The sequence below is a fragment of the Acinetobacter oleivorans DR1 genome (assembly GCF_000196795.1).
Classification (GTDB): Bacteria; Pseudomonadota; Gammaproteobacteria; order Pseudomonadales; family Moraxellaceae; genus Acinetobacter; species Acinetobacter oleivorans.
The window spans coordinates 1,308,780-1,324,326 of record NC_014259.1 but is presented as its reverse complement, the minus strand read 5'-3'; the positions used below and the strand labels follow the sequence as shown (position 1 = coordinate 1,324,326).

Sequence of the window (15,547 nt, the reverse complement as noted above, 5' to 3'; positions counted from 1 at the left end):
CGCACCTATTTTTTGGGTTTTCGCGGAATAAACATTGATGTTTTTTGCTGATAATCACGATAATTTTGACCGCGACTTTTAATTGCTTGTTTTTCACTAAATGGAATACCCGTGACGTAATATAAAAACAGCCACATCAGTAACGGATAAATCCACAATAAATATTGGCCTGCCGCTAAACCAATAATTGGATAGGCAAACCAATGTAACCATTCAAAAAAATAATTAGGGTGACGTGAATAACGCCATAAACCCTGATCCATGGTTTTGCCATGATGATCTGGATTTAATTTAAACCGATATAACTGCTGATCAGCGAGCTGCTCTCCAATAAAGGCAATCGCCATGATGACGGCCGCAATCACTAAATTGACTTTATATCCACTACTCCATTCAGTTGCTTCTACATTGAGTAGCGTCCACATTGGTAAGAAGAACAAAAGCACTAAAAGTGTTTGAAAGATAAAAAATAAGAAGAAGCCAAAATGCTGAAACTTTCCCATCGACTTACGCATGTTCGCGTAACGGCCATCTTCTTTTTGTTCAGATTGATAACGTCTTAAGAGATGCCAAAATAATCTTAGAAACCATAAGCCGCTAAAAATACCAATAAACAGACGCACTTCAACAGGAGCAACTGAAATGAGTAAAGAAGACACAATAATGTTTACTGCCAGACAGAAACTCCATGCAGCATCTACAATTCCAGCTCGGCCATTTAGAGTGGCAAGTAGCCAGCTCAGCAACATGATCATTAAATCTAGAATCAGTAAATTCCAAAACATGAGCAGTCTCCTTGCTTGATGTGTTTGAGTTAGTAACTGGTACTTTCAAACAACAAGTGAACATTGCTTATCACTCCTTCTTTAAAACCACCCTCGCAATAACATAAATAGAAATCCCACATGCGAATGAAGTTTTCATCGAAACCCAGAGCCAATACTTCTTCTCGTGCGGTTAAAAACCGTGCTCGCCAGTGATGAATTGTTTGTGCATAACTTAAACCGATATCATTTAAATACTTTAGCCTTAAACCACTTTCAGAGGCGGTTTGAGTCAATACACTTATGCTAGGAATGAAGCTACCAGGGAAAATATAGCGCTTAATATAATCAACAGTATTTAATGCTTTTTTATAGCGGAAATCTTCAATGGTAATGGCTTGAATAAATGCCAAACCTTTTGGTTTTAATAGCGCTTTACACTGATCAAAGTATGTCGATAAATATTGCGCACCAACGGCCTCAACCATTTCAATTGAAACCAGCTTATCAAACTTACCTTCGAGCAAGCGATAGTCTTTCAGTTGCACATCAATTCGATGAGCTAAGCCTGCGTCATTTACACGAGTAACGGCTTCATCGTATTGAGCTTGTGAAATGGTAATGGTGGTCACTCTACAGCCGTAATGTTGAGCTGCATAAATGGCAAAACCGCCCCAACCACTTCCGATTTCAACCAAATGATCCATTGGTTTTAAATCTAACTTTTTACAGATCAGCTCTTTCTTAAAATCAGATGCGTCTTCGAGTGTCATATTTTCATTTTCAAAAACGGCACTCGAATACATTAAAGATGGATCTAGAAATAATTTAAAAAAGTCATTGCTTAAGTCGTAATGTTCAGCAATATTTTTACGGCTACCGCTTAAAGAATTCTTTCTATTTTTATACCAAGCTTTAAGAAAAAGCTGGCTTGCTTGTGCAATAACATTCTGGTTGAACTGGTCTAGTACATCTCGATTACGTGCCAAGATCTGCACCAACTCTACAAGTTGCTCGCTGCTCCAGTCACCACGGATATAGCCTTCCGCTGCCCCTAAAACCCCATTTTTTAAAATCAGATCCATCAACAAAGGATTGCGGACTTCAATCACAGCATGTAAGTCTGAAACCTCGCCAACCGTACCACTCCACGCGCCCTGAAAAGTAATCTGTCCATGACGTAGTTTAAGAAGACTCTTGAGCAGTAACGGTAGTGAGTCATCTTCACCATAAAGAAATGTTTTTATCATGTCTTATCTACCTTTATCTTTTTAGGATGGCGATAAAATGGAACTTTTTTTCGCCACAACTTAAATGCCTCTAAATATATTGAAAACAACATTTTAAAAGGCGCTAGGCTGTTTATAAGAGCATATCGATATTGCTGTGAAGGAAATGTGATGGGCACAAGTTCAAAGCACATAGTGGCATCAAAGAGTTGTTTTTGTTCTTCAAAGAGCTGCATATGAATGACATTTTGCTGATCTGAAAAACTAAACCGCCAGTGGTAAGTCAACTGCATAGGCATGAACGGCGAAACATGAAATGATTTTTCAAAATGAAAATCAAAACTCTGATAATCACCCATATTTCTTTGTTGTTTTGAGCAGTCGTGTATATAAACTTTTCGTTCATTCCACGGGGTATTGGTAATTTCACTGACAATAAATACGGGTTTTCCAGTTTTATTTAAAACAAAATAAAATACGACCGAATTAAACCTAAAACCCAAACTACGAGGCAAAGCCAAGACTCTGATTTGCCAATCTGGCCGAAGATGTGAGTTGTTATTTTGCAGTATCGCTTTCTCGACTCGATCCTTTATAGAACCGCGATACATGTTTAAAAAATCTTTTTCAGATAGTTTTAAAACATTCCAATGATCAGTCGACCACAGTGAGCAATCTTTTGTAATATCATCTAATTGATCTGGATCGAACCATAAATAATTTAAGGTCGATGTGAATTGATGCGGTTTCGGGCTATAGCGTCTGTGACGAATAAGTGCAGGAGCGATAGCTAGTTTATTTAATAACATTTGAAAGCTCCTTACCTATTTTTATAACGCTAAGAGTTGCTCTACAACACGTGATGCACTGCGGGCACCATCTTCATGAAACCCCCAGCCCCAATATGCTCCACAAAACGAAGTACGATTTTGTCCATTAATTTCTTGCCAACGAGATTGAGCTTGAATCGCTTTTGCATCAAACACAGGATGACGATATTTACGCTCAACCAAGATGTCTTGAGCTTTAATTTTCATATTCGGATTTAACGTAGAAAAAATCTGAGTAGCGCAGGATAAATTCTGCAAATTGTTCATCCAGTAGGTAAAACCATAATGTATGTCGGATACTTCGTTTTGAACTTGAGATTTTGGTGTTACATGTACATGCCAGCTTGCCCACTGCAAACGGCTTTTAGGCATAATTGAAAGATCACGGTGAACCACCATTCGATTATCTTGATAACCAAATTTGCTTAAGATTTCCCGTTCAAGCAAAGAACTATCTTTTAAGAGACTTAGGCTATCGTCAGCGTGGCTTGCAAAAATCACCCAGTCGTATTGGGTTTGTCCTTCAACAGTTTCGATCAACACAGTTTCTGGTGAACGGCTCACAGCTTTTACTTCTGCAAACTTCCACTCAATGGATGGGCAATGCTTTTGAATGGCACGAATGTAACTTGCTGAACCGTGTTTAACCGTTTGCCATTGTGGCCGCTCTTTTAGCTGTAACATGCGGTGATGTTGAAAAAAGCTCACCACAAATCGATATGGAATTTGGCCTACCTGCTCAACGGGAGCTGACCATAAGGCTCCGCACATCGGATAAAGATGCTCATAACGGAACTCATGACTATATTTATGGAGGTCCAAATACTCTTCAATCGATAAATTTGGATCAATATCTGCCACATCTATATCTTTATTATCATCATAAAAACGTAGCAAATCTGAGAGCATTTGCAGGAATTTACGGTTTAAAAAGTTCTGCGGACGGGCAAAGAGCGACCATTTTTTTGAAGGATTATATTGAAGTCCACTGACCAAATTATTCACCGAAAAACTCATATCGCTGCTTTGAGTTTCTACGCCTAATTTTTTAAGCATGTTGGTAAATAACGGATAGTTATAGTCATTAAACACAATAAAACCACTATCTACCGCGACTTTAGTGCCTTCTATCTCTAGCTCGTGAGTGTCAGTATGACCGCCAAAATAGTTATTTTTTTCATACACAGTGACCTGATGTTGTTCTGACAATCTCCAAGCTGCGTAAAGTCCAGATATACCTGAACCAATAATGGCAATTTTCATAACACTTCACCGTTTTCAATTTTTTCTATCGATAGGTTTTTAATCTTTTTATATTGATAAACCTTGTCTGGTACGGGCTTTAGTCCCCACACTAAACCAAATAAAGACATCATTTTGAGTACATAAAAGGTGATATCAACCTGCCACCAATAAAAACCTTGACGCACACTGCCAGCGTAAAAGTGATGGTTGTTGTGCCATCCCTCACCCAAGGTAATTAAAGAAAGTAGGAAGTTATTACGACTATCATCTGGGGTATTAAACTCACGTGAGCCATAACGATGAGCGAGTGAATTAATACACAAGGTTGCATGCGTTAATAGAACTGTGGAAATCACAAAACCCCACACCAAAAGCTGTAAGCCATTAGTACCTAACTCAGGAAAATGTTGTGCAAGCCATGAACCGAAACCATAAATTGCTAAAGCCGTCAAAATCACAATAGGTAAACTAAATCGGTCCAGCCAAATCAGCTCAGGATATTTCAACCAGTCTTTAATGACTTTTTTTCGAGTGGCAAAATTCTGCTCATTTAAAAACCAGCCTACATGGGAATACCAAAAGCCTGCTTTCGCTGAATGCGGGTCCTGATCGGTGTCGGTAAAATGATGGTGATAACGGTGATGTGCTGCCCACCATAAAGGTCCGCGCTGCGCACTCATGGTTCCGATCAGTACAAAAATGAATTGAACAATACGTGATGTCTGAAAAGTTTTATGCGAAAGATAGCGGTGGAAAAAAGCAGTAATTGCAAACATGCGAAGAAAATAAAACCCCAGCATGAAGAACACAGCGAACCAAGATACGCCCACCCAAAACGCTGCTAAACAAGCGATATGTAATAAAATAAAAGGAATAATTCTTAACCATTGAATGTTCTTTTCAATGACATATTCGCTAGAAGCACCCACTTGCGCATTTTCTGAATCTGACCAGCTATCGATCCAGCGCAGAAAAAATTTAGACATTGATTCTTCCTGATCTAAAGCATTTCTTTTGGTTCTAATTTAGAAAATGCGCAATGAATTTTATGTGAAGTTCACTCGGTTACGAGATAAATATATGCATCTACGCAACCAGCACTTCGCTATTTAGTCTGTGTGGTCTTAACGAGTTTAGAAACATCGTAGCCATAGCTTTTTGCGGTTTGCAGATAAGATTGATATGTCGCCTCATCAAGTTGAGGGCTACGAGAAAGAATCCATAAATATTTTTGGCTTGGGCCACCCACTAAAGCGACCTGATAATTTGGGTCAACTCTTAAAACCCAATAATCGCCTTTTGTAAAAGGAATCCATCTTAGTCCAGAAGGTAGAAAGCTCACCTTCAATTTACTGTTGCCTTCATTTTGCGAATAAGCAACGCCTTCAGATGAGATCGTTTCTCCATTTTTATTCGTACAGCTATTTAAAACACCAACGGTTTTGTCCGCGTTAATAGAATAGTTTGCAGTTGTATTGGCTACACAATTACGCTGAAAAAACATGGGTAAATGCGCAATTTCATACCACTTACCCGCGTATTTATTAATATCGATAGAATCAACAGCGACAGGTTTAGTATTTGTGTCGGCAAAGGTGCTCAAAGGAAGCATTAAGCTGACCGCTGTAAGACTGCTGCTCATGACCAGTGACTTAAATAATAATTTCATAACTACCCTCTTCTGTTTATTTCATATGATTAAACATACGTCAGAGGGCTGTGAACAAAGTGTGAATTTTAAAAATTAAGGAACATTAATAAGGATTTAATTGTATTTCTTTGCAGCATCTGCAACTGGAAAATTAAGCTCAAAGCACACACCCTCGACCGTGTTATAAACTCGATAAAGGCCATGATGTAGATCCATAATTGAAGCGACAATCGACAAACCTAATCCACCTGTCTGGTTCTCATCACTTCGACTTGAGTGGCATTGGTAGAATCTTTCAAAAAGATGCTCAAGTTGTTGTTCAGCAATTGAAACATCTCCCGTTACCACAGTCAGACTCACCCATTGCCTATGTTCAATCATTTTATGTTTAGTTGCGATATAAATAGTCCGCTTGTCACCACCGTGAACCAGCGCATTTAAAATCAGGTTATAAACAGCTCTTTGAAATAGCGCAGGATCTGCAAATAAAGTTTGAGCTTCTAAGTTAAAACTAAAATGACAGTCTTGATCTTCAGCTTGATATTCAAAAATCTGGCATAGGCCATCTATAACGTCTTGGACGTTTATTTCCTGTTTATTTACAAGCACCATTTTCTGATCGGCTCTTGCCAAGAAAAGCATGCTATCAATCATACGTTTTAATCTGTGGTAGTCCTCTAAATGAGACACCAGTAAATCTTCATATTGCTCAACCGAGCGATCGCCAGTTAAAGCAATCTCAGTTTGCCCAATCAGATTATTTAAAGGTGTGCGGAACTCATGAGCGATATCTTCAGAAAAACGGTTGAGCTGGGTATAGCCCTTTTCAATACGCTCAAGCATGTGGTTTATATCTTTTGAAAGCAGCTCAACTTCTAAAGGTGAATTAGATAGGTTTAATCTTTTCTGGAGCTGATTTACGTTAATAGAATGAGTTTGCTTACGAAGCTGTTGTAGCGACCGTAAACCTAAATGACACGCTAAAATACAAAGCACAAAGATTGCAAACACGCCCCCAACCACATACATCAAGAGACTTTCTTGAAAAGGTAAAAGAATATTGATGCGTTCCGACCACTGTTTACCTGCAATGAGCACATAAGGCTCGTTATTAATTTTTATGGTTTTCCAAGCAATGCGTGTTGGATATGAGTTGTTCGCTAAATCTTGAAATTGAAGACTGTTGCGCTGTGCAAGTTCAGGCAGTTGAATGTGAAGCGGATTGATATTAATTAAAGTTTTATCTTTATGAATAAGCAGAAACAAGTTGTCTTGATTGCCAAGCATGTTTTGATATAGCTTAGGACGCGCAATGATTTGCTCTACATTTTCGCTATCTTGCAGCAAAATTTCCAAACGGTTAATTCGCTCTGCTAAAGCTTTATCTTGCTGCTTTAATAAAATCTGGTTAATGCCTAAATAGGTCATAAAGCCGACGGAACATAAAATTAAGGCAGAACAAAGCGTGACCAATAATGTAATACGGACTTCAAGCGAACGCAGAAATTTAAAGTTCATAAGCTAACCGAAATTTTATAGCCCAAGCCACGTATGGTATGAATGAGTTTTAAGTCATAGCCCTCATCAATTTTGCTTCGTAAACGGCGTACAGCGACATCAATAAAGTTTGTATCAGTATCAAAGTTAATATTCCAAACTTCTGAACCAATTTGTCTGCGTGTCACAATTTGCTCTTTGTTGAGCAATAGATAGCGCAACAAATTAAATTCGGTTTTACTCAGCTCAATTAAGTTTCCATTACGCCATACTTTATGAGCAACCAAATCCATTTTTAAATCACTAATAGACAATTCGTTTTCTTGCAGATATTGCTGTCGTCTTAACAGACTTTTAATGCGTGCCAACAGTTCAATATAGGAAAATGGTTTAGCCAAGTAATCATCTGCACCCAACTCTAAACCTTTGACTCTATCCATCACCTGATCTTTGGCCGTTAAGAAAATCACTGGAATTTTTGAAAACTGGCGTAGGACCTGTAATACGCTCCAGCCGTCTATGTCCGGCAACATCACATCAAGAATAAGCAAGTCATATTGATCTCTCTTTAGCATTTCCAAACCTTGCATCCCTAAGTGAACACACTCCGCTTGATATCCAGACTCTTTCAATCCTTTGACCAAATAAGTGGCGATCTTGATCTCGTCTTCAATAATAAGGATACGCATTTTGTAGAGACTCATTTGAAAGATGACAACTTCGTAATGTGATTGTCACGCTTGAAGTTAAGCAATTTGTTTAAGATTTTCAAAGCGACATAGAGGCAATCAACATGAAAAAATTGAACTGGCTGATGTTAGCAGCCGTGCTATTCGGTAATAGTACTTTTGCACAGCCCCCTGCTTTGAATCAAGTTTATTCGTTAGATCTAAAAACTGCCCACCTGCTAGCCGACAGTGCAAAAGAGGCATGCAAAAAATTAAATCAAAATATTGCGGTTGTTGTTGTAGATCGCGGCGGTAATCCATTAACTGCCGAACGGCATGAGTTGGTGGGCCCGCATAACTTAATGGCTGCCGAGAAAAAAGCATATACCGCGTTATCTACCAAAACATCGACCTTAGTTTTAAGCCAAAATAGTAACCAAAACCCCGATGCAAAAAATTTAACCACACTGGCAAATTTATTGTTGTTAGGAGGCGGCGTACCTGTCCGTTTTGAGAACCAAGTGATCGGCGCGATTGGCGTTGCGGGTGCTGGCGGCGCACAAAATGACAATCAATGCGCAAGCAAAGCCATTGAAACCGTTTTTCATTCATAAGGAGCTTCAACATGCCTAAATCATTTATTGCTTTATCTTCGTTATTTATTGCTTCGGCTACATTTGCACAAACTAATCCGCTAAGTGTGCATGTGTTAAATCTAGAGACGGGTTTGCCCTCTTCTCAGGTTGAAGTGGTTTTAGAAAAAAACACCAATAACCAGTGGATTAAACTTAATCAGCAAGTGACCGATTCAAATGGACGTATTACTGCGCTCTATCCAGAAAATAAAAAATTAGAGCAAGGGGTTTATAAAGTTACTTTTAAAACTGAAGACTGGTTTAAAAAGAATAAACAACAAACTTTTTTTGCCGAAGTACCTGTAATTTTTAAAGTCGATGGAAGCGTAAACCACTACCATATTCCTTTATTACTCAGCCCTTACGGTTACTCAACCTATCGAGGCAACTAAAATAGAAAACCCCTTTATCTGTTGTACACAAATAAAGGGGTTGGTTAAAAGCGATATGTTTTACGAACAAACACCATTGCTAATCACCGATTTTTTGTTTGAATCTAATGCCACAATTGAAGAAGAAACCGTATTAATTATTTGAGTCATTGCCTCACTTGAAGCATTCACAATCGCATCCATCTTTTTAGCTTTTTGATCAATCGGCTGCTGAAAAGCAATTCGACAATTTAACTGAGATCCTGCATTCGTGATGACTTTTGCATTGTTTGACTCTAATTGACTAGGCGGTATTTGACGCTTCACCACCCAAGACACTGCAATATTAATATAGCTTTTATCTACAATATCAAAATGAGAAAAGTCTGTAGAAACTCGATATAAAGGCTGATTATTTCCAGCTAGGCCGCTGCTATAACTGTCAATTGCGCCTAATTTTTGTTGCAAACCCGCCGACAAAGTATCGCGTAATTGCGTACTCATGGTTGATGTCCAGCGCTCATTGTTTAACACCGTAGACTTGCCACTACTGTCTTGCAGCACCAAAGGCGCACGGTCTAAACGGTCAGGGAGTCCAACTGGTAAAACTTCAATGACTCGAATACTCGAGCTAACTGCCGGAGTAATTTTAGGGGAAATCGTATAATAGTTTGGCGTTGGCGAACTCGAACATGCCGTCATGGCAACTGCCGTTAAAAACAGGCCGCTCCCAAGCAGCCATTTGGCTGCTTTAGGATGTTGAAAAGATAGAGTGTTTTTATTTTTCATCATCGGCCTCTGGTGTCTTACCACGAATAATTGATTCGGGATGTTGCTCAATATAATCTGCCATTAACTGTAGTGAAGCTGCCGCACGTGTCATTTGCTGCAATGCTTTACGTACGTCTTGTTGTAACGGCGCATCGCTCGACAAAATAGACTCAGACGATCTTACAGTTTTACGAACATCATCTAAAGTTGCTTGTAAACCAGGTGCAACTTTTCCATCTAACTGTTTAACAAGTTTGTCTGTAGAGGCAATGGCGGTGTTCATATTATTGAGCGTTTTACGTACATCTTGCCCAATCTCAACTAACGGGAATTTCGTTAACTTATCAGCAATCTGAGAAACTTGAGCTTGTAAGCCACTCAGCTCGGTTGGTGTAGTCGGAATTACTACACGGTTATCACTCAAAATTTGTAATGTCGCTGGTTTCGCTTTAGGGAACTTATCTAGTGCAATGTAATTTTGACCCGTGAGCAGATTGCCTGTTCTCATTTGAGCACGCCAGCCATGTTCAACAAAATCTTTGAAAATTTCACTATTTGGATTAAGCGCTTGACCATTTTCAACACGTGAAGGATAGATAACCGCCTCAACACGCATACGAATCTGTTTATAGTGGTCATAAAACTCTGCATTAATCGATTTAACATTACCAATTTCAATACCCATGAAATCAATTGGCGCTCCAACAGAAAGCCCACGCAATGAATGATCAAAATACATAATCACACCACGAGGTTGTCCGTCAGGCTCTTTTAATGCTTCAGATTTTGAGTCCCAAAGATTAAAGCGACTCTGATTCGCTGCCATTGTGGCATGTGAACTTTCAGGGAATCCAAATGCAATACCACCTGCGACAATACTTGCCAAAGATTGAGTATCTAAATTAAAGCCTGAAGCGTTTAAGGTCACATCGATCCCGCTGGCCTGCCAAAAACGTGCATCGGTAGTGACAAACTTGTCATACGGCGCACGAATAAAAGTTTGCAGCTCTACAGATTTACCATCATCAGATAATTTATAGGCTGTAATTTGCCCTACATTAATTCGACGATAATAAATTGGAGAACCTATATCTAAAGATCCCAAATCATCTGCATTTAAGAAAAATACTTTTCCGGGAACATCTGAAGAAATCACTGGTGGTACTTCTAAGCCAGTAAATTCAAACTTATCCTCTTCTGATTTACCGCCATCCACTTCAATGTATGAACCTGACAATAAGGTGTCTATTCCTGAAACTCCACTCGTCCCAATACGCGGTCGCACGACCCAAAATCGTGAATCTTTTGCTGCAAAGTTACTGGCGCCTTTACGTAAATCAATTCTAGCAATAACATGTGAACGATCATCTGAAAGATCAATCTGCCTTACTACACCAATATCGACCTGCTTATAGCGAACTGTTGTTTTACCGGCAACCAACCCTTCAGCTGTGCGAAAAGACACATCAATGCTAGGACCATGAGACAGTAACGCCTTTATAGCCAACGAAAGCGCGATTAAAAGAGCAATTAATGGAATGAGCCAGATTAATAAAGGCTTCCATCGACTTTTCTTTTCTTGGGGTTCTGGCAAATCATTCATGTTATCCAGTTCAACTTCCGGATCACGATGATCTGAGTTACCAGTGGTTATTTCATTTTCAGACATACTCATTGTTCTTTTATTGACTGGGATTAATGGAATCATTATTCAACGGCGGATGTTCTGCGTGAATAATCTTTGGTTTTTCTGAAGCAAAAGAAGAAGGTTTATTTGTATTTTGAGATACGTAGAAATTATCCCAAATAATACGTGGGTCAAAACTTAACGATGCAAACATGGTTAACACCACGACCGCGCCAAAAGCAATCGAACCTGGCCCTGCTAAAATGGTAGCAAGCGATTGAATCTGAATGAGTGCTGTTAATAATGCCACAACAAATACATCAATCATTGACCAACGGCCAATAAACTCAACAATTCGATATAATTTTACGCACTGCTCGGGTAAAAATTTCCAACCTGCCGATTGTTGAAGATAGACCGCCACTAATAAAAAATACAAAATCAGTAGCTTCAACATGGGAATAAAAATACTGGCCATGAAAATAACCACTGAAACCAGATAGTCCCCACTTTGCCAAAAGTAAATGACCCCACTCATGATGGTATCTTGCTGACTTCCCAAAAGTGAGTCAGTCACCGTCATGGGAAGTACATTGGCCGGAATATAGAGAATAGTCGCAGCCACCACTAAAGCAAAAGTTCGATTTAAACTCGCTGGTTTACGTGAATGCAGCACGCTATTACATCGAATACAACGTAAAACTTGAGGGCTTTGCTTGAGTCCTCTTTTCTCATTTTGAGCAGAATTTACAACACCACAGCAGTGACACACAATTAATGAAAGATCTTTGGCTCTTGGATATTGCTTAAGCACTGACCCTTGCTGCGAGCTTCGGGTTTGGGTCACATTTTTTATCGTTTTCATGGCAGTGACCTATCAATTTCATTCCATATATCACTCACCTTTATGGAAGTAATATAGACCAACAATACACTTAAGATCGCAAACGCCCATAACGCAATCTCAGGAATCACCAAGACCATTCCCATTAACTTTACAAGCGTGACCAAAATTCCGATTAAAAACACCTCAACCATTCCCCACACTCTCATAAAAAAAAGTGTGCGTAAGGCAATCACCAAAAATGTTGGTCTTTTCTTCAATACGCTTACTGTACCCAATACATAAGAAAGTAAGAGAAGATAGGAAAGCGGCACAACAAAGGTAGTGATTAAGATGAGTACGCCAACGAATGCCCGATCATAATGAAACATCACCCAAACTGCTCCAAGTAAGGTGGTTTCAGATATGTTTCCCTGTAATTCAATTTTTACAATCGGAAAGCTATTGGCAATAACAAATACGATTAATGCCGTTAAGATCAAAGCCAATAATGTCGAAAAAGGTTTGGTGTGCCGATAGAGTTCAGCACCGCAGCATACGCAATAAGCTCTTTTTCCATAAGCAAGCGGGGTTCTACGATAGACAGTATCGCACTCCTCACAACCTGCTAATTCTTTAAGCTTCATAGTTATACTCTAAGGTTTATCGTTTTACTGTGTCACACAAAGCTCTTTTTATTACTAAGATAAATTAAAATATAAATCAATCTAAAAGCTATATCAGACAATGGAAATTACCATAAGTACTGTTCAATATATTGTTGAAACTGCTAAATAATCTGTACACATTCGGTGATCAAATAAAAATAGTTTTATAAAGTCATAAGCTTAAGCTCAGATAACACACTTTTTGCCCCAAGTAGCTGAGCGTCAAATGAGTAAACCCTAACTATTGCTTAACATCTTTCCCTATTGAAAAGTTCATGTTGCTCTAGATCACTTTTATCCCGTGAACGTCGCAACAAGAATCAGATTTAATGCAGCATGTGACAGAACAGTTCCTGCAAAAAATTTAGCATTCCTAAGCAGGATGTCATGTTTGTGATTGGGCAAAATAGAGCAGAAGATTGGTACTTTGGTCATGCAAACGAGTAAATGTTTTATTAAAAAAGTTAGTATCGATAAACTAGCTCTCAAATTCAAAATCACAATAAAGCTCTCTTTTTAATATGATAAATTTATTTAAATATAAAAATTAAATACCAACAAAACCTCACTTAAATATAAGCAGATTTAAAAACTTAAATATTATTATGAAGATTAAATTAAATATAAAAAATAAATTATGCGACACAATTAACAAAAATTTAATTTTAAGTAGATTATTTTTTAATTTTTTACAAATTAACATCCCCAATAACAATAAAAAAATAATTAATTATAAAAATCAATACTTTAATAAAAATTTTAAATCAAAAATTAGTATGTGTGCTCTTTTACATTATGAAACATTCTTTATATTATTGTAATTAAATTTTACTCCAAGTTAAAAACGAAAGTTGATTTAATCACTCAGAATTACCGATATATCTGGATCACAAGCATTTTAAATATATTATTTATACAATTAAACTTAAGAAATTCACCAGAATTGAAGGTTTGCTTAAGCAATTTTCATACTGTATTTTAAAAAAGGAAAAATAAATAATTTCATATATTAAAGATAGATCTAATAATAAAAGTGAGATCAAAATGATTGAATGGTTACAAAGTGTCTTAAAGCACAGCCCCGAAATATTATTGTTCTTATCACTCGCAATCGGCTTCTGGATTGGACAGTTCCAGTTTGGAAAATTTCAGTTTGGCGGAGTCGCAGGCTCCTTACTTGTCGCAGTTGTTTTAAGTCTTATTGGCGTACCTGTCGATAATGGCGTTAAAGCAATTTTATTTGCCCTTTTCATTTACGCGGTAGGCTTTGAAAGTGGCCCTCAGTTTTTTAAATCACTAGGACCACAGTCCATAAAAGAAATTCTTTTAGCAGTATTCATGGCGGTTTGTGGTTTAGTCACCGTCTTAGTAATGGCTAAAATTTTTCATCTCGATAAAGGCTTGGCCGCGGGTCTTGCTGCGGGTGGCATGACTCAATCAGCCATTATTGGGACTGCTGGAGATGCCATTTCCAGACTCGATCTCCCACTCGCAGAAATTCAAAGGCTTCAAGCCAATGTCGCGATTGGCTATGCAGTGACTTACATTTTCGGATCATTGGGAGCAATTATTGTCTGTGTGAATATTTTGCCTAAATTTATGGGTAAAGAAATTCACGACGATGCATTAAAAGCTCAAAGTGAACGACTCAAAGGTGCTTTTGAACTAGCACCGGGTCAGGAACTGGCAATGCCGGAAATTGTTGGCCGTATTTATAAAGTTAAACAAGCCAATGGACACACTATTGCGGAGATTGAAGCAAAAGAACCGAGTATTACGATTGAACGGTTAAAACGTAAAGATCAGTTTATTGATGTTGCTCCCGAACTGACTTTACAAACTGACGATGTCGTCTTGCTGGTTGGTCGCCGTGCCAATGTAGTTTCAGTTGCCGAGCAAATCGGTAGCGAATTACAGTCATCGCAAGGTATGGAAATGATTATGGATACCAGCGATGTCATCCTAAGAAACTCCAAATACATTAACCGTACCTTAGGAGATATTAAGGCCAATACGCCTGCGTATTTAAAGCACGGTATTTATGTACTTGCGATTAAGCATAACGATGAGCCACAACCTTTAAGTGACGACACTGTTTTACGACAAGGTGATGTAGTCACCGTCTACGGTACAAAAAGCGACCTCGATCGTTTAGTGAAAGAAGCTGGTAAAGCCTTACCTGAAAGCTTAAAAACAGACTGGATTTTCCATGGTGCAGGCCTTGTAGTCGGTTTAGTTATTGGTCTGTTTGTTATTCGTTTAGGTGATGTGCCCTTAACGCTTGGTGCGGGTGGCGGAGCTTTACTATCAGGACTGCTTTTTGGTTGGATTCGAAGTCGAAATCAGGTGCATGGCAATATGCCTCTAGCGGCTTCTCAGCTTCTGAAAGATTTGGGTCTGGCAGGTTTCGTTGCCGCCGTCGGCTTACAATCAGGATTACAAGCCATTCAAACCATTAAAGAAAGTGGCCTTTCACTCTTTATGATTGGGGTTGTGGTAACACTAGTTCCTCTGCTGCTTTCCATGCTCTTTGCTCGTTATGTTCTGCGTTATAACAACGTTGCAGTGATGGCAGGTGCACTATCTGGTTCACGCAGTGCAAACCCTGCATTTGGGGCAATCTTAGATAAAGCAGGAAACTCAATTCCGACCGTTCCATTTGCAATTACCTATGCCCTAGCAAATGTGTTCTTGACCTTACTCGGACCACTGATCGTAGGCTTGGCCTAACTTTGTACATTGAATTAGAAATTTTATTCATCTCACTA

General features: G+C 38.6%; 15 protein-coding genes. 3 read left to right on the top strand and 12 right to left on the bottom strand.

Annotated features, from left to right (window positions below; genetic code table 11):
* Positions 1-5: 5 nt before the first annotated feature.
* The 8 genes from AOLE_RS06205 to AOLE_RS06170 all read right to left on the bottom strand — a co-directional run bounded on the left by AOLE_RS06205 (position 6) and on the right by AOLE_RS06170 (position 7,905).
* Positions 6-785 carry a DUF1295 domain-containing protein gene (locus AOLE_RS06205; protein ID WP_013197296.1) on the bottom strand — a complete coding sequence of 260 codons (780 nt, stop codon included), beginning with the start codon at positions 783-785 and terminating at the stop codon, positions 6-8.
* 29 nt (positions 786-814) lie between these two features.
* On the bottom strand, positions 815-2,014 hold the full coding sequence (locus AOLE_RS06200) for an SAM-dependent methyltransferase (protein ID WP_013197295.1): 1,200 nt from the start codon (positions 2,012-2,014) through the stop codon (positions 815-817).
* Positions 2,011-2,802 (bottom strand): DUF1365 domain-containing protein, encoded by a 792-nt coding sequence (locus AOLE_RS06195; RefSeq protein ID WP_013197294.1) that lies wholly within the window; start codon positions 2,800-2,802, stop codon positions 2,011-2,013. The genes AOLE_RS06200 and AOLE_RS06195 overlap by 4 nt, the downstream gene beginning before the upstream one ends.
* 21 nt (positions 2,803-2,823) lie before the next feature.
* Positions 2,824-4,086: an NAD(P)/FAD-dependent oxidoreductase gene (locus AOLE_RS06190; protein WP_013197293.1), complete on the bottom strand. Its 1,263-nt coding sequence runs from the start codon at positions 4,084-4,086 to the stop codon at positions 2,824-2,826.
* Positions 4,083-5,054 carry an acyl-CoA desaturase gene (locus AOLE_RS06185; protein ID WP_013197292.1) on the bottom strand — a complete coding sequence of 324 codons (972 nt, stop codon included), beginning with the start codon at positions 5,052-5,054 and terminating at the stop codon, positions 4,083-4,085. The genes AOLE_RS06190 and AOLE_RS06185 overlap by 4 nt, the downstream gene beginning before the upstream one ends.
* Before the next feature lie 119 nt (positions 5,055-5,173).
* Positions 5,174-5,737, bottom strand: coding sequence for a lipocalin family protein (locus AOLE_RS06180; protein WP_013197291.1), 564 nt, complete (start codon positions 5,735-5,737; stop codon positions 5,174-5,176).
* Positions 5,738-5,833: 96 nt separating this feature from the next.
* The gene (locus AOLE_RS06175; RefSeq protein WP_013197290.1) at positions 5,834-7,237 is read right to left on the bottom strand and encodes a heavy metal sensor histidine kinase; all 1,404 of its coding nucleotides are present in this window, start codon (positions 7,235-7,237) and stop codon (positions 5,834-5,836) included.
* A complete protein-coding gene (locus AOLE_RS06170) occupies positions 7,234-7,905 on the bottom strand; it encodes a heavy metal response regulator transcription factor (RefSeq protein WP_013197289.1) in 672 nt (223 codons plus the stop codon). Before AOLE_RS06170 ends, AOLE_RS06175 begins: the two co-directional genes overlap by 4 nt.
* 125 nt (positions 7,906-8,030) lie before the next feature.
* Between AOLE_RS06170 and AOLE_RS06165 the strand changes: the two genes are divergently transcribed.
* Together AOLE_RS06165 and uraH are read left to right on the top strand one after the other, a co-directional pair.
* Entirely contained in the window at positions 8,031-8,498 is a 468-nt protein-coding gene (locus tag AOLE_RS06165; protein ID WP_081399285.1) for a GlcG/HbpS family heme-binding protein, read from the top strand.
* 11 nt (positions 8,499-8,509) lie between these two features.
* Positions 8,510-8,911 carry a hydroxyisourate hydrolase gene (uraH, locus tag AOLE_RS06160; RefSeq protein ID WP_005306885.1) on the top strand — a complete coding sequence of 134 codons (402 nt, stop codon included), beginning with the start codon at positions 8,510-8,512 and terminating at the stop codon, positions 8,909-8,911.
* A gap of 60 nt (positions 8,912-8,971) precedes the next feature.
* Here uraH and AOLE_RS06155 read toward each other — a convergent pair whose 3' ends face one another.
* The 4 genes from AOLE_RS06155 to AOLE_RS06140 are packed head-to-tail and all read right to left on the bottom strand — an operon-like array spanning position 8,972 to position 12,758.
* Positions 8,972-9,679 (bottom strand): PqiC family protein, encoded by a 708-nt coding sequence (locus AOLE_RS06155; protein WP_023274172.1) that lies wholly within the window; start codon positions 9,677-9,679, stop codon positions 8,972-8,974.
* Positions 9,669-11,336, bottom strand: a complete 1,668-nt coding sequence (locus AOLE_RS06150) for a PqiB family protein (protein WP_035331522.1) — start codon at positions 11,334-11,336, stop codon at positions 9,669-9,671. Before AOLE_RS06150 ends, AOLE_RS06155 begins: the two co-directional genes overlap by 11 nt.
* A gap of 7 nt (positions 11,337-11,343) precedes the next feature.
* Positions 11,344-12,153, bottom strand: coding sequence for a paraquat-inducible protein A (locus tag AOLE_RS06145; protein ID WP_013197285.1), 810 nt, complete (start codon positions 12,151-12,153; stop codon positions 11,344-11,346).
* Positions 12,150-12,758, bottom strand: a complete 609-nt coding sequence (locus AOLE_RS06140) for a paraquat-inducible protein A (protein WP_005306899.1) — start codon at positions 12,756-12,758, stop codon at positions 12,150-12,152. The genes AOLE_RS06145 and AOLE_RS06140 overlap by 4 nt, the downstream gene beginning before the upstream one ends.
* A gap of 1,065 nt (positions 12,759-13,823) precedes the next feature.
* On the opposite strand from AOLE_RS06140, the gene aspT reads away from it, so the two are divergent.
* The gene (aspT, locus tag AOLE_RS06135; protein ID WP_013197284.1) at positions 13,824-15,509 is read left to right on the top strand and encodes an aspartate-alanine antiporter; all 1,686 of its coding nucleotides are present in this window, start codon (positions 13,824-13,826) and stop codon (positions 15,507-15,509) included.
* Positions 15,510-15,547 lie beyond the last annotated feature (38 nt).